General features: G+C 47.8%; 11 protein-coding genes. 5 read left to right on the plus strand and 6 right to left on the minus strand.

Annotation, left to right across the window (positions count from 1 at the left end; genetic code table 11):
• Nucleotides 1–200: 200 nt before the first annotated feature.
• The 4 genes from H6F52_RS06320 to H6F52_RS06335 all read right to left on the minus strand — a co-directional run bounded on the left by H6F52_RS06320 (nt 201) and on the right by H6F52_RS06335 (nt 9217).
• Nucleotides 201–2897 carry an ATP-binding protein gene (locus H6F52_RS06320; protein ID WP_190427568.1) on the minus strand — a complete coding sequence of 899 codons (2697 nt, stop codon included), beginning with the start codon at nt 2895–2897 and terminating at the stop codon, nt 201–203.
• 127 nt (nt 2898–3024) lie between these two features.
• Entirely contained in the window at nt 3025–3453 is a 429-nt protein-coding gene (locus H6F52_RS06325; RefSeq protein ID WP_190413616.1) for a response regulator, read from the minus strand.
• 59 nt (nt 3454–3512) lie between these two features.
• Nucleotides 3513–6404 (minus strand): PAS domain-containing protein, encoded by a 2892-nt coding sequence (locus tag H6F52_RS06330; RefSeq protein ID WP_190532919.1) that lies wholly within the window; start codon nt 6402–6404, stop codon nt 3513–3515.
• A 629-nt stretch (nt 6405–7033) separates the two neighbouring features.
• Nucleotides 7034–9217: a PAS domain S-box protein gene (locus H6F52_RS06335; RefSeq protein WP_190532922.1), complete on the minus strand. Its 2184-nt coding sequence runs from the start codon at nt 9215–9217 to the stop codon at nt 7034–7036.
• Between the two features lie 747 nt (nt 9218–9964).
• Between H6F52_RS06335 and H6F52_RS06340 the strand changes: the two genes are divergently transcribed.
• The 3 genes from H6F52_RS06340 to H6F52_RS06350 all read left to right on the plus strand — a co-directional run bounded on the left by H6F52_RS06340 (nt 9965) and on the right by H6F52_RS06350 (nt 13217).
• Nucleotides 9965–10687: a response regulator transcription factor gene (locus tag H6F52_RS06340; RefSeq protein WP_190524996.1), complete on the plus strand. Its 723-nt coding sequence runs from the start codon at nt 9965–9967 to the stop codon at nt 10685–10687.
• 348 nt (nt 10688–11035) lie between these two features.
• The gene (locus tag H6F52_RS06345; protein ID WP_190532925.1) at nt 11036–12784 is read left to right on the plus strand and encodes a SpoIIE family protein phosphatase; all 1749 of its coding nucleotides are present in this window, start codon (nt 11036–11038) and stop codon (nt 12782–12784) included.
• A 4-nt stretch (nt 12785–12788) separates the two neighbouring features.
• Nucleotides 12789–13217, plus strand: a complete 429-nt coding sequence (locus H6F52_RS06350) for an anti-sigma regulatory factor (protein ID WP_190413607.1) — start codon at nt 12789–12791, stop codon at nt 13215–13217.
• A gap of 320 nt (nt 13218–13537) precedes the next feature.
• Here the strand turns inward: H6F52_RS06350 and H6F52_RS06355 are convergent, their stop codons facing one another.
• On the minus strand, nt 13538–13972 hold the full coding sequence (locus tag H6F52_RS06355; RefSeq protein ID WP_190532928.1) for a ketosteroid isomerase family protein: 435 nt from the start codon (nt 13970–13972) through the stop codon (nt 13538–13540).
• A gap of 174 nt (nt 13973–14146) precedes the next feature.
• Here H6F52_RS06355 and queG point away from each other — a divergent pair, with 174 nt between their 5' ends.
• A complete protein-coding gene (queG, locus tag H6F52_RS06360) occupies nt 14147–15160 on the plus strand; it encodes a tRNA epoxyqueuosine(34) reductase QueG (RefSeq protein ID WP_190533386.1) in 1014 nt (337 codons plus the stop codon).
• A gap of 66 nt (nt 15161–15226) precedes the next feature.
• The gene (locus H6F52_RS06365; RefSeq protein WP_190413601.1) at nt 15227–15877 is read left to right on the plus strand and encodes an HAD-IA family hydrolase; all 651 of its coding nucleotides are present in this window, start codon (nt 15227–15229) and stop codon (nt 15875–15877) included.
• Between the two features lie 72 nt (nt 15878–15949).
• On the opposite strand, the gene H6F52_RS06370 is transcribed toward H6F52_RS06365, so the two are convergent.
• Nucleotides 15950–16591: a restriction endonuclease subunit R gene (locus H6F52_RS06370; protein WP_190532930.1), complete on the minus strand. Its 642-nt coding sequence runs from the start codon at nt 16589–16591 to the stop codon at nt 15950–15952.
• Nucleotides 16592–16655 lie beyond the last annotated feature (64 nt).

Genomic DNA, 16655 nt, shown 5'->3' on the forward strand with positions numbered 1-16655 from the left:
GTATTTCATTAGTTTTACTTATGAATTACCCGGGGTGAGCGTAGAAGACAGGTGAGCGAGCGCATAATTTCAGACCTCATATTACCCCAGCGACGACTTTTGCAAGAGGTCTAGTGTAGAGCAATTCTATTTGAATTGTGAGGGTGTAGGGCACCCTTGATTGAGAACTGCCTCGACACAACTGATTCGATGAAAACAAGCTAAATACTGACTCGGCGGGGAAATTTTACATTGAAGGTAGATCCGTGACCTAAATGACTTTCCACTGATATTTTTCCATGCATTAATTGCACTAATGAGTGAGTGATGGCAAGCCCTAAACCCGTACCCGGATATTTTTTGGCGAGGGACTGATCGACTTGCCGAAATTCTTCAAAAATATGCTTTAAGTTTTCCTCAGCAATTCCAATTCCGGTATCTTGAACGCTTAGTAACACTTGATCCGGGGAAATTTCTTGTACTTTGATGCACACACTTCCGGTGTCAGTGAATTTAATCGCATTGGAGAGAAGATTTACCAAAATCTGCCGCAGCCGAGCGCTATCATTCAATATCTGAGGGTTTTGTAAATTTGCCTCAACTTGCAGCTCCAAATGCTTTTCTGAAGCAAGCGATCGCAATTCTTCTGCGGTTGTTCTCACTAGCACTGGCAGATTAAATTCTTCCAGTTTGAGTTCCAATCTTCCGGCTTCAATTTTTGAGAGGTCAAGGATGTCATTAATCAGCGTTAGCAGGTGTTTCCCATTGCTGAGGATGCGATCCACCATGTCCAATTGTTGCGGGCTAAGCTGATTTTGCCGCTGGCGCAACAGCAGTTGAGAAAAGCCGATCACAGCATTCATTGGCGTCCGCAGTTCGTGGGACATGGTGGCGAGAAACTGCGATTTCAACCGTGCTGCTTCCATCAATTGCAGATTCTGAAGTTGAATTTGCGTGGAAAGATTTTCGAGTTCTTTGTTTTGCTGAGCCAGGATTTCGTTTTGTAAAGCTAAGCGTTCCTCTCGTTCTTCTAAAGCATTGATCAGACGGGCATTATTAATCGCGATCGCGGCTTGTTCTCCCACCGCCGCCAGCAGATATCGGTCTTCTTCGTCAAACGCATGAGAATTTTCCCAATTACCGATTGCCAGCACGCCCAACCGTCCCGCTTGCGCGGACTCAATCGCCACCACATAAAGTGAAGCTGGCAACTCTGAGGGCTTTACGGTGTCGGATGTCGAGTGGAGGAAAGCGGCTTGTTCCCCTTCGATAAGCTGAGAAATCCCAGTCAAAAACACCTGAGAAAGCAATCCTTCCCCCGAACTAAAACCATCTTCCAGGCGCAATTTTTCCGTACCGATTCCCGCCGTCACCGTCAAGACCAGGCGATTGCACTGGGGGTTTTGCAGCATGATAAAGCAAAACTGGGCACCCGCGATCGCATCGCAAACCGCTTGAACCATCACCCGTAACAAACCAGGTAAGTCACTCAGGCGCTGGTTTAGTAAATTCGTCAGCTGCTGGAGTGTCCGGAGTTGTTGCTGTTGTTCGCCCAGAATAATGATCGCCTTGCGTAAGTTCTCGGTCGCCGCTTGCGCTTCTCGGTATAATTTTCCATTTTCGACCGATAAGGCAGCACGACGGGCAAGTTCCTCTGCCAGAGCCAAGTCCATCGCATCGTAGCGGCGTTTCTCTTGAGTGGACACCAAGGAAATTGCCCCTAACGTGCGATCGCGCACCAACAGGGGCACCACCATGTAAGACTGAAAGCCCAGCTCCCGAACGATTTGCAGATGTTCGGCATTGCGGGTCGCAGCTACGAGCATTTCGTCGTCAATTTCAACGGCAAATTTTGGTTTGCCCGTGCGTAATACAATGCTTGCGGGGTGTTCTCCATCCGGGTCGGGGGGGAACAGATGCAGCACCTCCTGCACCAACTTCTCTGGAGAGGGGTTTGCATAAGCCGTCCCCATCCGATGAATTGAGCCGTCCGCTGCCAGAATATCTACTATGCACACGTCGGCTAAGTGGGGTACTGCCAATTGAGCCAGATTTTCCAGGGTTGTTTTGTAATCTAGAGAAGCTGAAAGGACAGCACTCGCTTCTGCCAGAAATCGCTGGTTTTCTAATGCCCGCTTACGCTCTGTAATATCGCTAATAATTCCAGACATCCGGAAAGGCTTGCCGTTCCCATCTCGCTGCGCTTTACCTCTGGCAATGCAGTAACGATAATGCCCAGAAGCGTGCAACAGCTTAAATTCCACATTACATTCAACTTGATGCTCCAGGTGATCGCGGATGCTCTGGACGATGCGGTATCGATCTTCTGGATGCAAAAGTTGGCACAATGCCTGGTAATTGCCGACAAATTCTTCACGGGACAAGCCGCTGATTTCAAAACAGCGGTCATTCCAATAAACTGTGTTGGTGGTGATATCCCAGTCCCAAATTCCGTCGTTCGATCCCTCTAGAACAAATCGATAGCGTTCTTCGCTTTCTTTGAGTAATTGGTTGGCTTCTGATGCCTGTCTTTCCGCTCGATAGAGGCGAAGCGCATTGTGCAGGCTGCGAGAGAGACTTTCTGGAGAAACTTTGCCTTTAGAAATATAGTCGGATGCTCCGGCTTTCATCAGTTCGACGGCAGTTTGTTCGTCTCCCTGACCCGTCAAGACGACCAAGGGGATTTTAAAACCAGACGAGCGGATATTTTGAACGAGGGTGAGTCCATCCCCGTCAGGCAAGCGATAGTCGAGGAAGACACAGTCAAAATGGTCGCTGTGTAAAGTAGCGATCGCTCCTTGGCAGTCGCTGGTTTCTACTAATTCCATTTGCACGCCAGCCGTTTTGAGCGACCGGCGAACCGCCATCCGGTCTACTTCATCATCATCGACTACCAGGATTTTTAACTTTTCTTCCATAACCATTCAAGGACGGAATTCGTAAAAAGCTTTGAGTTTTAAATTTTAAGTTTTGAATTAAAGAATTTTCTTGTAATTCATCACTCATCACTCATCACTCTTACAATCCATTACCCATTCTCCAAAATTAGGGCATTTCACTAAGCATCCAATATTGATTGAGCGTTGCCACTACCTCCACGAATTTAGCAAATGTTACGGGTTTGACAATATAACCCGCTACATTGAGATTGTAGGCTTCCACCTTGTCTTTATCTTCATTGGAAGTCGTTAGTACAATCACTGGAATTGCTTTGAGTTCTGGGTCTGCCCGCAATTCACGCAAAAATTCAATTCCACCCATTTTGGGCATATTCAAGTCGAGTAAGACCAGCCGCCGCTCTCGCGGAACCTTTGTTGAATCGTCAGTCCCCCGCAACATAGCCAGTGCTTCTAGCCCGTTATTGGCGACATAGAAGGGATTTTGAATATTATTTTTTTTGAATGCCCGTTTTACGGTCATTACATCAACTTCGTCGTCATCAACTAGCAAAAGGTTTGTCATCTTATCTACCATGATTTAAAAAACTATTGATTATTATTTTTTTATTCATTTTTTATTAGTAATATCCATATCTAGACAAAAAGCGAATTGTTACTACTGGGTTGTTTGGGCCAGGTAAAGTAGAAAGTTGACCCTTGATTGACTTGAGATTCCAGGCGAATGGTTCCTCCTTTGTTTTCGATGATTTTCTTAACGATGGCGAGTCCCACGCCGGTGTTTTCTACCTTATCTCGTGCCTCTAGAGTTTGAAACATGACAAAAATTTTTTCATGATATTCCGGAGCGATCCCACACCCATCATCTGCCACGGCAAATTCATAGAATGTCTCTTTATCTTGTACTGATATGGTCGCGCTTCCATCCAACCGAGGGTGGTGTTTGAAGCAATTGCTGAGCAGATTTGCAAACACTTGTTCTAAGGGCAAACGCTCGGTGTGGAAGGTAGGCATTCCGGGCTGGATGGTGATAGCGAACGTGGGTGGAGGTGCAAGCGTGTTGATAACTTCTGCCAGTAAGGTGTCAACGTCCACAAGATCCACAAAGGTCTTAACCCGCCCCACACGAGAATACTGCAAAAGACCGTTGATTAGAGCTTCCATCCGATGAACGCGCCCCCGCAGTAAATTCATATTCTGCTGGGTTTCCGGATTTAGAAAGTCGAGTAGGTCTTCTTCAATCCAAGTGGAGAGGTTAGCGATCGCTCTTAGAGGTGCCTTGAGATCGTGGGAAACAATATAAGCGAAGTGGTCGAGTTCGGCGTTGCGTTTTTCTAAAGCGGCGTTAGTTTTGGTGAGGATGTTACTCAGACGGGCTAATTCCGCCGCGCGATCGCGCAAAGCTTCTTCGGCAAATTTTCGCTCAGTAATGTCAATACACGAGCCAATATAACCCGCAAAACTTCCATCCGCCAAAAATCGTGGCGTTCCGGTATCTAAAACCCAGCGATACTGCCCATCTGCCCGCAATAGACGGTACTCCATTTGGAAATTTTTTTGGACATGAGAAGCCGCCCGATAAGTATCCAAACAGCGCGGCAAATCCTCTGGATGCACGCCTTCTGCCCAACCTTTGTCGAGTTCTTCCTCCAAGGTTCGCCCTCGGAAGCTCAGCCAACGCTGATTGAAGAAATGACACCGCCCATCCCGATCTGCCACCCATAACAAGACGGGGGCACTATCTGCCATCGTGCGGAAGCGTTCTTCGCTCTCCCGCAATGCCGCCTCCGTTCGCTGACGCTCTGCGAGTTCTTGTTGCAGCGTTTTAAACAGACCCGCGTTGTCAACAGCTAAAGCGGCGCGACGGGCAAGTTCGCAGGCAAAGGTCAGGTCAGCTTGACCGTAGCGACGACCCGACTCGGCTGAGGTAAAGGTAATTGCCCCCAAGGTGCGTCCGCGAGCTACCAGGGGCACCACCATTGCCGATGTAAAGCCTATCTGTCTCAAGATTTCTAGGTGTTCGGGATCGCGAGCCGCCTCTACCAGGAGGGAGTCGGGAACCTCCGCGTATAACTCCGCCTGACCCGTGCGTAAAACGTTGGGGAGACCATAAGCTTCATCGGGATCGGGCGGGTAGCGCTCCTGCAATTGGTAAGCCCAATCGACCTTCGATGGGTCTTGATGGACAACCGCCAGTCGGCGAATTGTTTGATTTTCGTCGAGCATATCGATAGAACACCAGTCAGCTAGCTGGGGAACTGCTAGATGAGCCAGGGTTTCTAAGGTAGTTTGATAGTCAAGGGAGCTAGTCAGGAGGGTCGTCGCTTCACCCAAAAAGTGCTGTTGTTCGTTAATTCGCTGGCGTAGCGTAGCGTGCCGATGGCTTTCGCTGATGTCCGTACCCACCCCAATCGTGCGTACTGCCTTGCCGGTTTCGTCGCACAAAACCTGACCTTTTCCAGAGATCCAGTGGATGCTACTGTCAGGCCAAACGATGCGAAATTCAAGCTCAAAATCAGTCTTCTGCTCGACTGACTGAGCGATCGCCTTTTTCAAGGAATCCCAATCCTCTGGATGCACTACTTCTAGGAAGGCAGCAAACGTACCGGCAAAAGTTCCGGGAAGTAAACCGTGCATGCGTTCTAGAGTCTCTGACCACGTCAGCTCGCCAGTAAGGATATTCCAGTCCCAGATCCCCATCCGTCCTGCCTCCAGGGACAATCGCAGTCGCTCCTCGCTCGTATGTAGCGCTGCTTGCGTTTGCTGCCGACTGGTAACATCCAGAACCAAAGATAACACTGACATCAAGCGACCCGATTCATCTAGCAAAGCAGAGTTGTACCACTCGCAGTAGACAATCGAGCCATCTTTTGTATAGTTACGGTTTTGGGACACGCTGCGCCCTTCGCTGCCTTTGAGCAACCGTCCGATCTCATCATTGACTGCTGCTACATCTTCGGCGTAGATAAATTGCCATTCCTGAGGATGTTTACCCGTTACTTCGGCGCTTCGCCATCCGAAGAGCGCTTCAGCTTCCCGCGACCACCTCGCCACTCGAAAGTTGCTGTCCCACTCAATGAGTGCTAAGGGTGAGTTTTCTAGATGGAAGTTGAGTTTTTGCAGTTCATCTCCCGATGCCGTTGGAGTTGGCTGTAAGAAGCCGCGATCGCTGAGCATTTCCTCCCAGGAGCGATCGCGGCTTCGGTCTGGCGTTTTTAGAGACATCTGAGGATAATTGCTAACAGCACTACTCAGCCTCGTTTCCAAAACGGAATTTTCGCTTGGGCTTCCCGCCTCTGGGTACTTTTTTACATTGGCGAAAGCCGCTAAAACAGCGCTCCACAGACCGAGTTTCGTGCCACCGTACCAGATGCCCACCAATATGGCAGCAAAAAGTATTAGAAAAGGAGTTTCTTTTCCACCAGTTAGAATGTTTAGAATCAGTTTAATTAGCAGTGCTAGTGTCACCGCTAATAGAGCGATACCGTAACGCATTACCTGGAAGCCTACCCCTGGCAAAAGTTTCATCCTTCTAAACACAAATTGCCATAAAACCACTTTCTCAGGCATCAACCACTAGGAAGGTGATCGATTGCCTAGGGTTTTCCGCTGTGTTCAGTCGGATTGCATCCAGTATTATAGAACTCGCTCCAGAAAGTCCGCGCAATTGAGTTGGAGCTGCGATCGCGTGTCTTCGGAGCGAGGCGTTAGCCTCGCCCTGGCTTGTTAATTCGCGCTAGAGTTTTTGTAGTTGCTTTTTAGTAGAATCAACCCTGACGTAGCATCAGCCATAGGGACGATTATAGAGATTCGGCATCTACAATTTGCACCGTTACTCTATCGAATCTAGATTAAGGAATCCTTACTAAAGGCTTGAATTTAAAAAAAAGTTTAAGTTTTAACGAAAGTAAAAAAGTAAGTTTTAGTACCAATCGAAGATTTAAAACTCGCATTAGATGCAGACCAAAAGTTTTTGAATTGGTACTTTTGTACGCCTAAGCAAGGATGGTTTTGTTTATCGCAGTTCTCTCTTGAGTGCAAGAAGGAACCTCACCCCCAGCCCCTCGACCTTCACGGAGAGGGGAGAAGATTGAACGCCTCTGGGATGTTTAGACGCGCTTTCAACCGCCAGCTTAAGACGGGTGCCTGAGATGAGTTTAGGTACTCAGAACCGATTTCGACCAGGTAAAGCGAAAGGTTGCTCCTTTGCCTGCTTGAGATTCTACCCAGATGGTTCCTCCTTGGGTTTCAACGATTTTTTTGACCAGGGTTAGACCGATGCCCGTGTTTTCGACGATATCGCGAGCTTGTAAAGTCTCAAAGATGGCAAAAACCTTCTCGTGATATTCGGGGGCAATTCCTGGCCCGTTATCTGCCACGGCAAACTCATAAAAGTTGCTTTGGTCTTGAACCGATATTGTCACTTGTCCCTCTGCTTGGGAGTTGTGTTTAATCGCGTTGCTAATCAGATTGGCAAACACCTGTTGTAGGGGCAAGCGTTCGGTGCGTAGGGTAGGCATTCCAGGGTTTACGGCGATGGTAAAAGCCGGTGGCGGTGCGAGGGTGTCAATGACCTCTGCGAGAAGTTTTTCCACATCCACCCATTCCACAGACGCCTTTATGCGCCCAACGCGGGAATATTGAAGGACGCCATTGATCAGCGCTTCCATACGATGGACGCGCGATCGCATTAAGTCTAAATTGTGCCTAGTTTCTTCAGTCAGGTGGTCGGAGATGTCTTCTTCAATCCAAGTGGAGAGATTAGCGATCGCTCTCAGCGGTGCTTTGAGGTCGTGGGAGACAATATAGGCAAACTGATCGAGTTCTTGGTTGCGTTTCTCTAGAGCAATATTGGTTTGGGCAAGGATGGCGCTTAGGCGGGCTAATTCCCCTGCACGCGATCGCAAATCTTCTTCTGCTTGTTTGCGTTCGGTGATGTCGCTGTTGATTTCCAGGGTCGCTAAGGGTTCGCCCTCATCGTCTGTCTGCAATGTCCATCGGCTAGAAACCCGAATCTGCGTACCATCGCGCTTGGTGTCGAGCAGTTCGCCTTTCCAGTAACCGTCGTGAAGAAACATTTCGTCGATTTCTTCGATATTGGGGGGAAATTCGGTTCTCAAGAGTTCGTGGGCGTATTGACCGAGGGCTTCTTTCTTTGTCCAACCGTACAGCCGTTCTGCCCCCAGATTCCAATAAGTAATCCGATCGTCGCGATCGCGCACTAAAATCGCGTCATTTGCCAGATCCAGCAATGTCGCTTGTTTTCGCAGCATTTCCTCAGCTTGCTGGCGATCCGTAATGTCCCGCATAATCCCAATCAGCAAGCGCTGATTGTAAGAATGTATCTCGCTAAACGCTAACTCCATTGGAAACGTGGTGCCATTCTTGCGGCGTCCTACCGTTTCTTGCAGTTGCCGCATTTTGACTGGGTTGTTGCCCACAAAGTGGTTGAGCGCCTGGATGCTATCACCGCTGAAGGGCTGCGCCACCAAGAGTTTCAGGTTTTTGCCAATCGCTTCGGCGGGTTCGTACCCAAACATCAAGGTAGCAGCTTGATTAAAAGACTCAATATGACCTTGATCGTTGATAGTGATAATCCCATCTACCACATTGTCTAAAATGGCGCGGATGCGAATGTTACTTTCGCGCAAACCCGTTTGTTGTCCTGCCAGTTCCCGGTCGAGCTGATCGAACAGATACACCGCTGCTAACGATCCCAGAAGACCGAGTGTTGCTGTGGCGCTGAGTACGCCAATGGTAATTCGCTGCTGATGCTTTAAGTCTCGGCTGCGCTGGTCAAGCAAACGAGCTTCCTCGGCGGAGAACAGGGCAATTTGCCGACGAATGGCATCCATCGTGGTTTTGGCTTGAGGCTCCAATCGGAAACTGCCAGCATTTCCCTGCTTGACGACTTTTATCCGAGCCACATTCTGGTTCATTATGCTGACTTTTTGCCGTACCAGCGTTTGAAGCTGCTGGACTCGTTGCATCTGTTGCGGCTTATCTTTGACGGAATTATCCAGTTCTTTGAGGAATTGAGGAATGCTTGCGATCGCTGCGTTATAAGGTTCTAGATATTCCGGGCGATAAGTTAAGGCATAACCCCGAACCCCTGTTTCGGCATCCACTATCGCTGTGAGCAAGCGATTGGCTTGTAATAGCACCTTCTGCGTTTTGTCAACATAATTTTGCGCCGTTGCAGTACTGCGTTGCAGCCCAGCAAATACCACCACCGACGTTAAAAGACACATGATCGGGATGGCGATGATCAGGGCACCTCGCCGACGCACGGGAAGATCGGACCAAAGAAGGTGTAGGTATTGAGTTCCAGAAGGAGCCATTGCAAGCTTTGACTTTTAGCTTAAGCTTTTAGCTTAACGAACTTGGGTGCTGTCCCAGTGAAAGTGTAGATGGTGGCTGATAACGAGTGAGTGGCTACTGATGGAGAAAGCGATCGCCCAACTTGCCAAGTCCAAAGCCGACACAATCCGGTTCTGTAACAGGTACAGTCCTGGGATCGGGGTGTAACTGAACGAGCTATCTATGCTCGCTGCTTCGGCTCTAGATGGTTTGGCAAAGAGATTCCTTTAAAGAATTCTCCAGCCCGGATGATTCTCATGCTGCCAACCCGGTATACTCATACCAGCGGTAGTTGAACTCTGGGCTGCTCGTGCTGCCATTGGCAAGTAAAAATCTGAGATTCTGATGTCTGCCACGTCTGGTGATGTTGAGCAAGGCATTTTCCCAGTTCAGCCACCTGACTCAACCAGAGAAACCGCCTTGTGCGCTCCAGCAGAAAGGTAAAATCCAGATGGTTAGTGGTTTGTTGCAGTTATCGATCGTACACTCGTACTAAAATTGACCAATTGCCAAACTGTCCCCTTTAAAAAACTGCCGCGCTCAAGCTTTGGTTTATGGTTAGGTTTGCCATGTCCCCGCCAGTAAAAATATCACCTCAAACAGATGAGGAGGGTATAAATTACTAATACTAGAACACGCAAAGAATGGCAGTAGATTGACGACTGCAAACTCTTTAGGAAATCTTTATTTTTAGAAAGTCCATAGAATTGCAAAGTGTGGAAGAGAAGATGAGTCAAATTCGCGTCGCTTTAATTGAAGACCACGACCTGACTAGGGTCGGCATCCGGACAGCGCTGCAACAGCGCGGGGAAATTGAATTTGTAGGTGAAGCCGCCAATGCCACTGAAGGTCTGAAATTACTGGAAACGACCAAGCCAGATGTGGCGATTGTCGATATTGGCCTGCCCGATATGGACGGAATTGAATTGACGAGGACGTTTAGGGAATGGCAGGCGGCTTCGGAGGATGGGGGTCATACCAAGATACTGGTGTTGACTTTACAAGATGACGAAGAAGCGGTATTGGCGGCATTTGCAGCAGGTGCAGATTCCTACTGCATGAAAAACATTAGTTTTGATAAGTTGCTCGAAGCGCTGCAAGTGACGCACGAAGGCAACGGCTGGATCGACCCAGCGATCGCCCGGATTGTCTTACAGCAAACTCGATCTAGTCAGACAGGATTGGATCAAGCAGCCATATCCAAAACGGTGATTATCAATGCCACCGAACCGGAATACAGCCAGCTAATTGAAGCTTATCCGCTAACGGAACGGGAATTAGAAGTTTTGCAGCTGATTGTTGAAGGGTGCAGCAATGCCGCGATCGCGGAAAAGCTCTACATCACTGTCGGAACGGTCAAAACCCACGTCCGGAATATTTTGAACAAGCTGTGTGCCGATGACCGCACCCAAGCGGCGGTGCGTGCTCTACGCTCTGGCTTAGTCGGATAAATACCTTTGCTTGTGGAGGATCGGGCGCTCGGTATGAGTTGACTTCTGCTTGGCTTGACATCGGTGAACCCTCTGTAGCTGCCACAACCTGGCAGCTATGCTCGCCTCTATATCCTGGCAGCGGTATTTAACCCGTAGTCAGTTGGTCGAGTAACAAACCTTAGTCAATGGGCGTCTCAGAATGCCCTCAAAGCTGTTATTCTATCGAATCATCAATCAGCAGCATCACGAGAAATAAAAGCGAGAACCGGATTTTGCTCCGGGAATGCGATATGCAGGCAAGGGATGAGGAGTGAAAATCCCCTCAAGCTGTCGATGATCTAATTAAGCGGGAAGCGGAGTGTGCCGATGAGTCAGGCAGAAGGGAGCAAACTCAAACTGATGGTGGTTGATGATGAGCATGACAACCTAGATTTACTTTATCGGACATTTCGGCGAGATTTTCGCGTCTTCAAAGCCGACAGTGCCTTCAGCGCCATTCAAGTTTTGGACACGGAAGGGGAAATGGCGGTGATTATTTCTGACCAGCGCATGCCCCAAATGAATGGAACCGAATTTTTAAGTAAAACAGTTGAGCGCTTTCCCGACACCATCCGGATTCTCCTAACCGGCTACACGGATGTCGAAGATTTAGTCGATGCGATTAACTCCGGTCAGGTGTTCAAGTACATCACCAAACCCTGGAACCCGGAGAACTTAAAAGCAGTGGTTCAACAAGCCGCGGAAACTTACCGCGTGCTGAAGCAAAGGACGAACGAACTGCGCCGCGCCTTGCGCCGAGAAGAACTCTTGAATGCGGTGACAACGGCAATTCGGGAGTCGCTAGATTACCAGAGTATGCTGCAAACCGTTGCCAATACCATTGGGCAAGCTTTTGAAGCGAGTTATTGCGTTCTGCGACCCGTAGAGAGCGATCGCTTGACCAGCGAAATTTTTTTCTATCCAACTCCAAATGAGCCGAGCGAGGATACAGAACCCCCAGTACCGGAACACGACTCAGACTCCTTACTCCAAGCAGCCCTGGAAAGTCGTAAGATCCAACTTGCCCAAGGCGAACAAGAGGGAAGGCGTTCCACTCAGTTAGGAGTGCCGCTGATCTTCCAGCAGCAGGTGTTAGCGGTTCTCTGCCTCTATCAAGAAAATAGCGATCGCCTCTGGGCACCCGACGAAGTTCAGCTGATAGAAGGCGTCGCCGAACAAGCCGCTTTGGCGCTTTCTCAGGCGAAACTCTACCAGCGCACGCAGCAGCAAGCTCAGCAAATGCGTGCCGAACTAGAAGTTGCTCGTCAAATTCAAAATAACCTCCTCCGCCAAAGTTGGCCTGAAGTAGAAGGGATGCAGGTGCAAGCCTGCTGCGTCGCCGCTAGAGAAGTGGGGGGTGATTTTTTTGAAGTGTACGTCCATCCCCAAGGCGATGTTTGGCTAGCAGTGGGAGATGTCTCTGGGAAAGGCGTCCCAGCGGCTCTATTTATGGCAAGCGCAATTTCTATTCTGCGCCGGGAACTCGCTCAGGAAATTTCTCCGGAGCCAGATGTCGTCATGCGGAATCTTAACAGCATTATGTCCAACGATCTCGTCAGCACCAACTGCTTTATCACGATGGTGCTGGCTCGTTATACCCCAGCCACTCAAGAGCTGGTATATGCCAACGCCGGTCACATCTATCCCTTAGTCTGGTCTAATCGGGAAGTCGTGCAACAAAGAGCGGCACCTACTTCAGACTCGGCGCTGGAACCAAATTTTCTCAAGACTCGCGGCATCCCTTTGGGAATTTTACCCATCTGGAAAGCTAAGCAGGGGCAACTGACCTTAAATTCAGGTGAAATTCTGCTACTGACGAGTGACGGGATTACCGAGGCGACTGTCACCCAAGAAAGTAGCCTTCGACATACTGCTTCGGAGATCGCGCCGACGGCAGAAGTTAACACTGGCAGCTTTGAAGGTACGAGTAGTATGCTGACACAAGATGGGCTTTGGAAACTTGTATGCCTTGAGCCAGTACCTTTCGATTTGAATAACTTACTCGCGCGGATTCGAGAACACACCAATAACGTTCAGGAAGACGACCAAACTATACTCTCTCTGGAGGTTCTTTAAGTACATGAAAACGGAGCTGCACATACCAAGTGATTTGAAGTTTTTAACAATTGTTGAAAGCTGGCTACTGGGATGTTTGGAAGTCGAACTGACCGACTCGGTGGATTGGCCTCGTCAATCGAATCGCTTGCGATTGGCTTTGGTGGAAGCATACTCGAATGTGGTGCGTCATGCTCATAAGGAGCAACCAAATTTGCCCGTGCTAATTCGCCTAGAGCTGAAAAATCGGGATATTGCTCTCGAAATTTGGGATCACGGTCAGGGATTTGACTTATCAACTTATCTCCCGCCTACCCCGAATGATAAACAGGAAAGCGGCTATGGGTGGCTGATTATGAATAGGTTAATGGATCGAGTAGAGTATCGCTTACAAGTAAACGGTCGTAACTGTTTGAAGTTAGAAGCGAGTTTGCCAGAAGCGACAAAAGCATAGCATCGTGGGATTGATGGTTTTTTATGCCATCAGGGTGCCCAAAAAATAGACATAATTAGGAACCAAAGAGAGCTTTTAACCGGGTATTTTCTGACCTCATGAGCTGGATAGCCTGAGGTTTTTTAATAGGAACCAGCACATCGATCTAGGCGAGCCGGGTCAATGGAGTGGCATCGCCTCTTTTTGTTAAAAAAAGTAAAGCGAATAGCGATCGTTTTACAGGAAATTTATAAGTTTCACAAAGAAGAGTTGACTTATAAAATGACTCGATCCCAGGCTTAGCCTGGGATCGAGGTAAAAATCCTTATCGAAGCGCGTAATCAACGGCGTAAGTTCAGTAACTCTTGGGGAGATGCTAATAGTTTGATCCGGGTAAAAATAATTTGACGGTGTGGATTGAGGATAAATATCCAGGAGACATTGACGCCAAAAACGGGAGTTTGTACCTTACCGCTAACCTGAATCTGCGTGTTGCCGTCTTCTAGGGTTTCGGAAATTCCTTCACGGGGGGAGAGAGTCATGCCCTTGGCTTCTGCTTGCAGGTAAGATGCGATCGCATCATGTCCCACAATCGGCGACTCAAATGGGGGATTCATTTCCCCATCCTCTGCAAACAAAGCAGCAGTTGCCTCAAAGTCGCCTGCATTCATCGTTTCAAAATAGCGCAGCACGACAGGCTCTGTTATTCCTGCAATTGTCAGCTCGGTAGTGGATTCAGATTCGGAAGTTAAAAGTAGATCGTCAGCTGGTGTCATGGCATTTCCTACAAACCACACCGATCAGTATTAAACAAAACACCAGGTTCACACCTGCGCTTATGGAGGGATTGTTCAGAACTTTCCTGGTTTTGCATCTATGTCGCTGCGCTTGCAAGCGCAGCGACATAGATGCAAAACCGAAATCCGAGAAACTATAATGATTCGAGTCAGATGCGATCGCCATCAAACCTTGTGAAAGTACCCATCAGTAGTCGCGAAGTGAAGCAAAAAGCCTTGGAGTTGGGATTCCACAAGGCAGGAATCGCGGCTGTAGATAGCTCAGAGATGGAAGTACAGCGGTTGCAGGCATGGCTGGCACAAGGCTATCAGGCGGACATGGAATGGATGGCGAATCCTAAGCGGCAAGATATCCATCTAGTCATGCCAGAAGTACGATCGCTGATTTGTGTGGCCCTCAACTATTACACGCCTCACCAGCGTCCCGAAGGTAAGGAATACGCCAAAATCTCCCGCTATGGCTGGGGAAGGGATTATCACAAGATCCTGCATAAAAAGCTGAAAGCACTCACCACTTGGCTGCAAGAGCAGGGAGAAGGCATCTCTGCGCGTTACTATGCTGATACTGGCCCCGTGCAAGATAAAGTTTGGGCACAGCAAGCTGGAATTGGTTGGATTGCCAAGAATGGAAATGTCATTACGCGCGAGTATGGTTCTTGGGTATTTTTAGGGGAAGTATTGACCAACCTCGACTTAACGCCTGACTTGCCCCATACTGAACACTGTGGCACTTGCACTCGTTGTATCGATGCTTGTCCCACGGGTGCAATTACCCAGCCCTTTGTCATAGACGCTAATCGGTGCATCGCTTACCACACAATTGAGAATCGGGCTGAAAAGTTACCAGACGCGCTAAGCGAAGCGAAACCGTTAGCGAAGCAGGACGGAGTGGCAGCGATCGCATCTCCTCTGCAAGGCTGGGTTGCTGGTTGCGATATCTGCCAAGATGTTTGCCCTTGGAATCAGCGTTTTGCTCAGCCTACGGATGTTGCCGATTTTCAGCCGTATTCTGGCAATGTAGCTCCCCTTCTAAGCGAATTAGCGGAAATTTCCGATGAAGAGTGGGATCGTCGGTTTCCCGCCTCAGCGCTGCGGCGGATAAAACCGGAGATGTTGCGGCGCAATGCTAGGGCAAATTTGGAAGCAAAAGCACCACTCGACGTATGACATAGCGCCAGCAACTAGGCACTACACAAGACAAAATTCAGCCCAAGTTGAGATACACCCAAAACAATGACCGTAAAAGTCATAATTTTTGATTTCGATGGCACAATTGCTGATAGCCTTGATGCCGTCGTGAATATTACTAATCGTTTAGCCGTAGAATTCGGGCATCAGCCAGTCAGTCTAGAAGATATCGAAAAGATTAAAAATTTAAGTTCTAGCCAAATTATTAAATTTTCCGGGGTTTCTATCTTTAAGTTACCCTTTCTACTTAGGAAAGTTAGAACAAGATTACATAATCAGGTTCAAGATTTAAAACCTTTTCCAGGTATTAAAGAAACTTTTACAGAGTTGAAAAATTTGGGGTACCGATTAGGGATTATAACATCTAATTCCAAGGAAAATGTTTCGATTTTTTTGAAGCAGAATGATTTTATAGACTTATTTGATTTTATTTATTCAGCCCCAACGATTTTTGGAAAACACAAAGTAATTAATAGTTTTTCTAAAAAACAAGATATGCAAATTAATGAGATGGTTTATGTTGGAGATGAAACAAGAGATATCGAAGCGGCAAGAAAAAGCCGGATAAAAGTAATTTCAGTTAGTTGGGGTTTTAATTCAAAAGAAGTTTTAGCCAAACATCACCCAGATTTTTTGATTGACAAACCTAGCGAACTATTAGAAGTGATAGGAAGTTTACAAAAACAGCCAGTGTAAAGATGGAAGCCGCTTTCTAAAGTTAATTGAAAGAATACGCGAGCGTGCTGCCATAGCTCAGATAACTACTGACTAGCCTATGACTTTACAGATAGCTTTGAGAACTTGTAGTAATTGGGTTAAACGCTCAGAATCAATCAAGTTCAACTCTGGCATTAGCAGATAAGTCGGGGGATTTCCCTGCTGAATATACACTAATTGATATCGCAGCCCGTTTGTCGTTAGTCCCCAAACGGATGTTTGATGTTCTAAACTTTTATGGGCATAGGTAAGGAGTTGAGGAAGACCCGTGAAAGCTTCAACCTGACTGTTTTTAGCTTCAATGACCAAAACCCAAAAAGATACGTTAGCTGTTGTCTGGTGAGTTTTCTTGACGGCTAAAATATCCAACCGTCCTGTAATGATGGTGTCTTCATCTGTGATATTGATATCTGCGATACCCTCTTCCAAGCTAATGTGGATAGGGTAGCGGTAAAAGCCAGCTAATCGCAGTAACGGAGCAACGGTAAGAAGCTTTACCTGTCCTTCCAGCACTTTTCCTGCTGTTAAATAGTGGCGAAAGTCATCCCAAATTTGTAATAGTTCTTGCTGTTCAAATTCTGTTAGAGGTTCTAAAGATAACAACGGTGTGAAAGAACCATTGTACTGCTCCTGAAAGTTTAAAAGACGATGAACATCATCTAGAGATAAATTGCGGGCGTTGAGAGTTGTCATGGGGTTATGTGAATTTTGGATTTTGGATTGAATGAGTTCGGTTGTTAGGGGTAAAAATTATTTT

The organism is Coleofasciculus sp. FACHB-542 (assembly GCF_014695825.1).
Classification (GTDB): Bacteria; Cyanobacteriota; Cyanobacteriia; order Cyanobacteriales; family FACHB-T130; genus FACHB-T130.

Bases quoted from the DNA above. Each gene is read 5' to 3' on its own strand.
- H6F52_RS06350 (WP_190413607.1), top strand. From the start codon at position 12,789: ATGAAAACGGAGCTGCACATACCAAGTGATTTGAAGTTTTTAACAATT.
- H6F52_RS06335 (WP_190532922.1), bottom strand. From the start codon at position 9,217: ATGGCTCCTTCTGGAACTCAATACCTACACCTTCTTTGGTCCGATCTT.
- H6F52_RS06340 (WP_190524996.1), top strand. From the start codon at position 9,965: ATGAGTCAAATTCGCGTCGCTTTAATTGAAGACCACGACCTGACTAGG.
- H6F52_RS06370 (WP_190532930.1), bottom strand. From the start codon at position 16,591: ATGACAACTCTCAACGCCCGCAATTTATCTCTAGATGATGTTCATCGT.
- H6F52_RS06345 (WP_190532925.1), top strand. From the start codon at position 11,036: ATGAGTCAGGCAGAAGGGAGCAAACTCAAACTGATGGTGGTTGATGAT.
- queG (WP_190533386.1), top strand. From the start codon at position 14,147: ATGCGATCGCCATCAAACCTTGTGAAAGTACCCATCAGTAGTCGCGAA.
- H6F52_RS06355 (WP_190532928.1), bottom strand. From the start codon at position 13,972: ATGACACCAGCTGACGATCTACTTTTAACTTCCGAATCTGAATCCACT.
- H6F52_RS06330 (WP_190532919.1), bottom strand. From the start codon at position 6,404: ATGAAACTTTTGCCAGGGGTAGGCTTCCAGGTAATGCGTTACGGTATC.
- H6F52_RS06320 (WP_190427568.1), bottom strand. From the start codon at position 2,897: ATGGAAGAAAAGTTAAAAATCCTGGTAGTCGATGATGATGAAGTAGAC.
- H6F52_RS06325 (WP_190413616.1), bottom strand. From the start codon at position 3,453: ATGGTAGATAAGATGACAAACCTTTTGCTAGTTGATGACGACGAAGTT.
- H6F52_RS06365 (WP_190413601.1), top strand. From the start codon at position 15,227: ATGACCGTAAAAGTCATAATTTTTGATTTCGATGGCACAATTGCTGAT.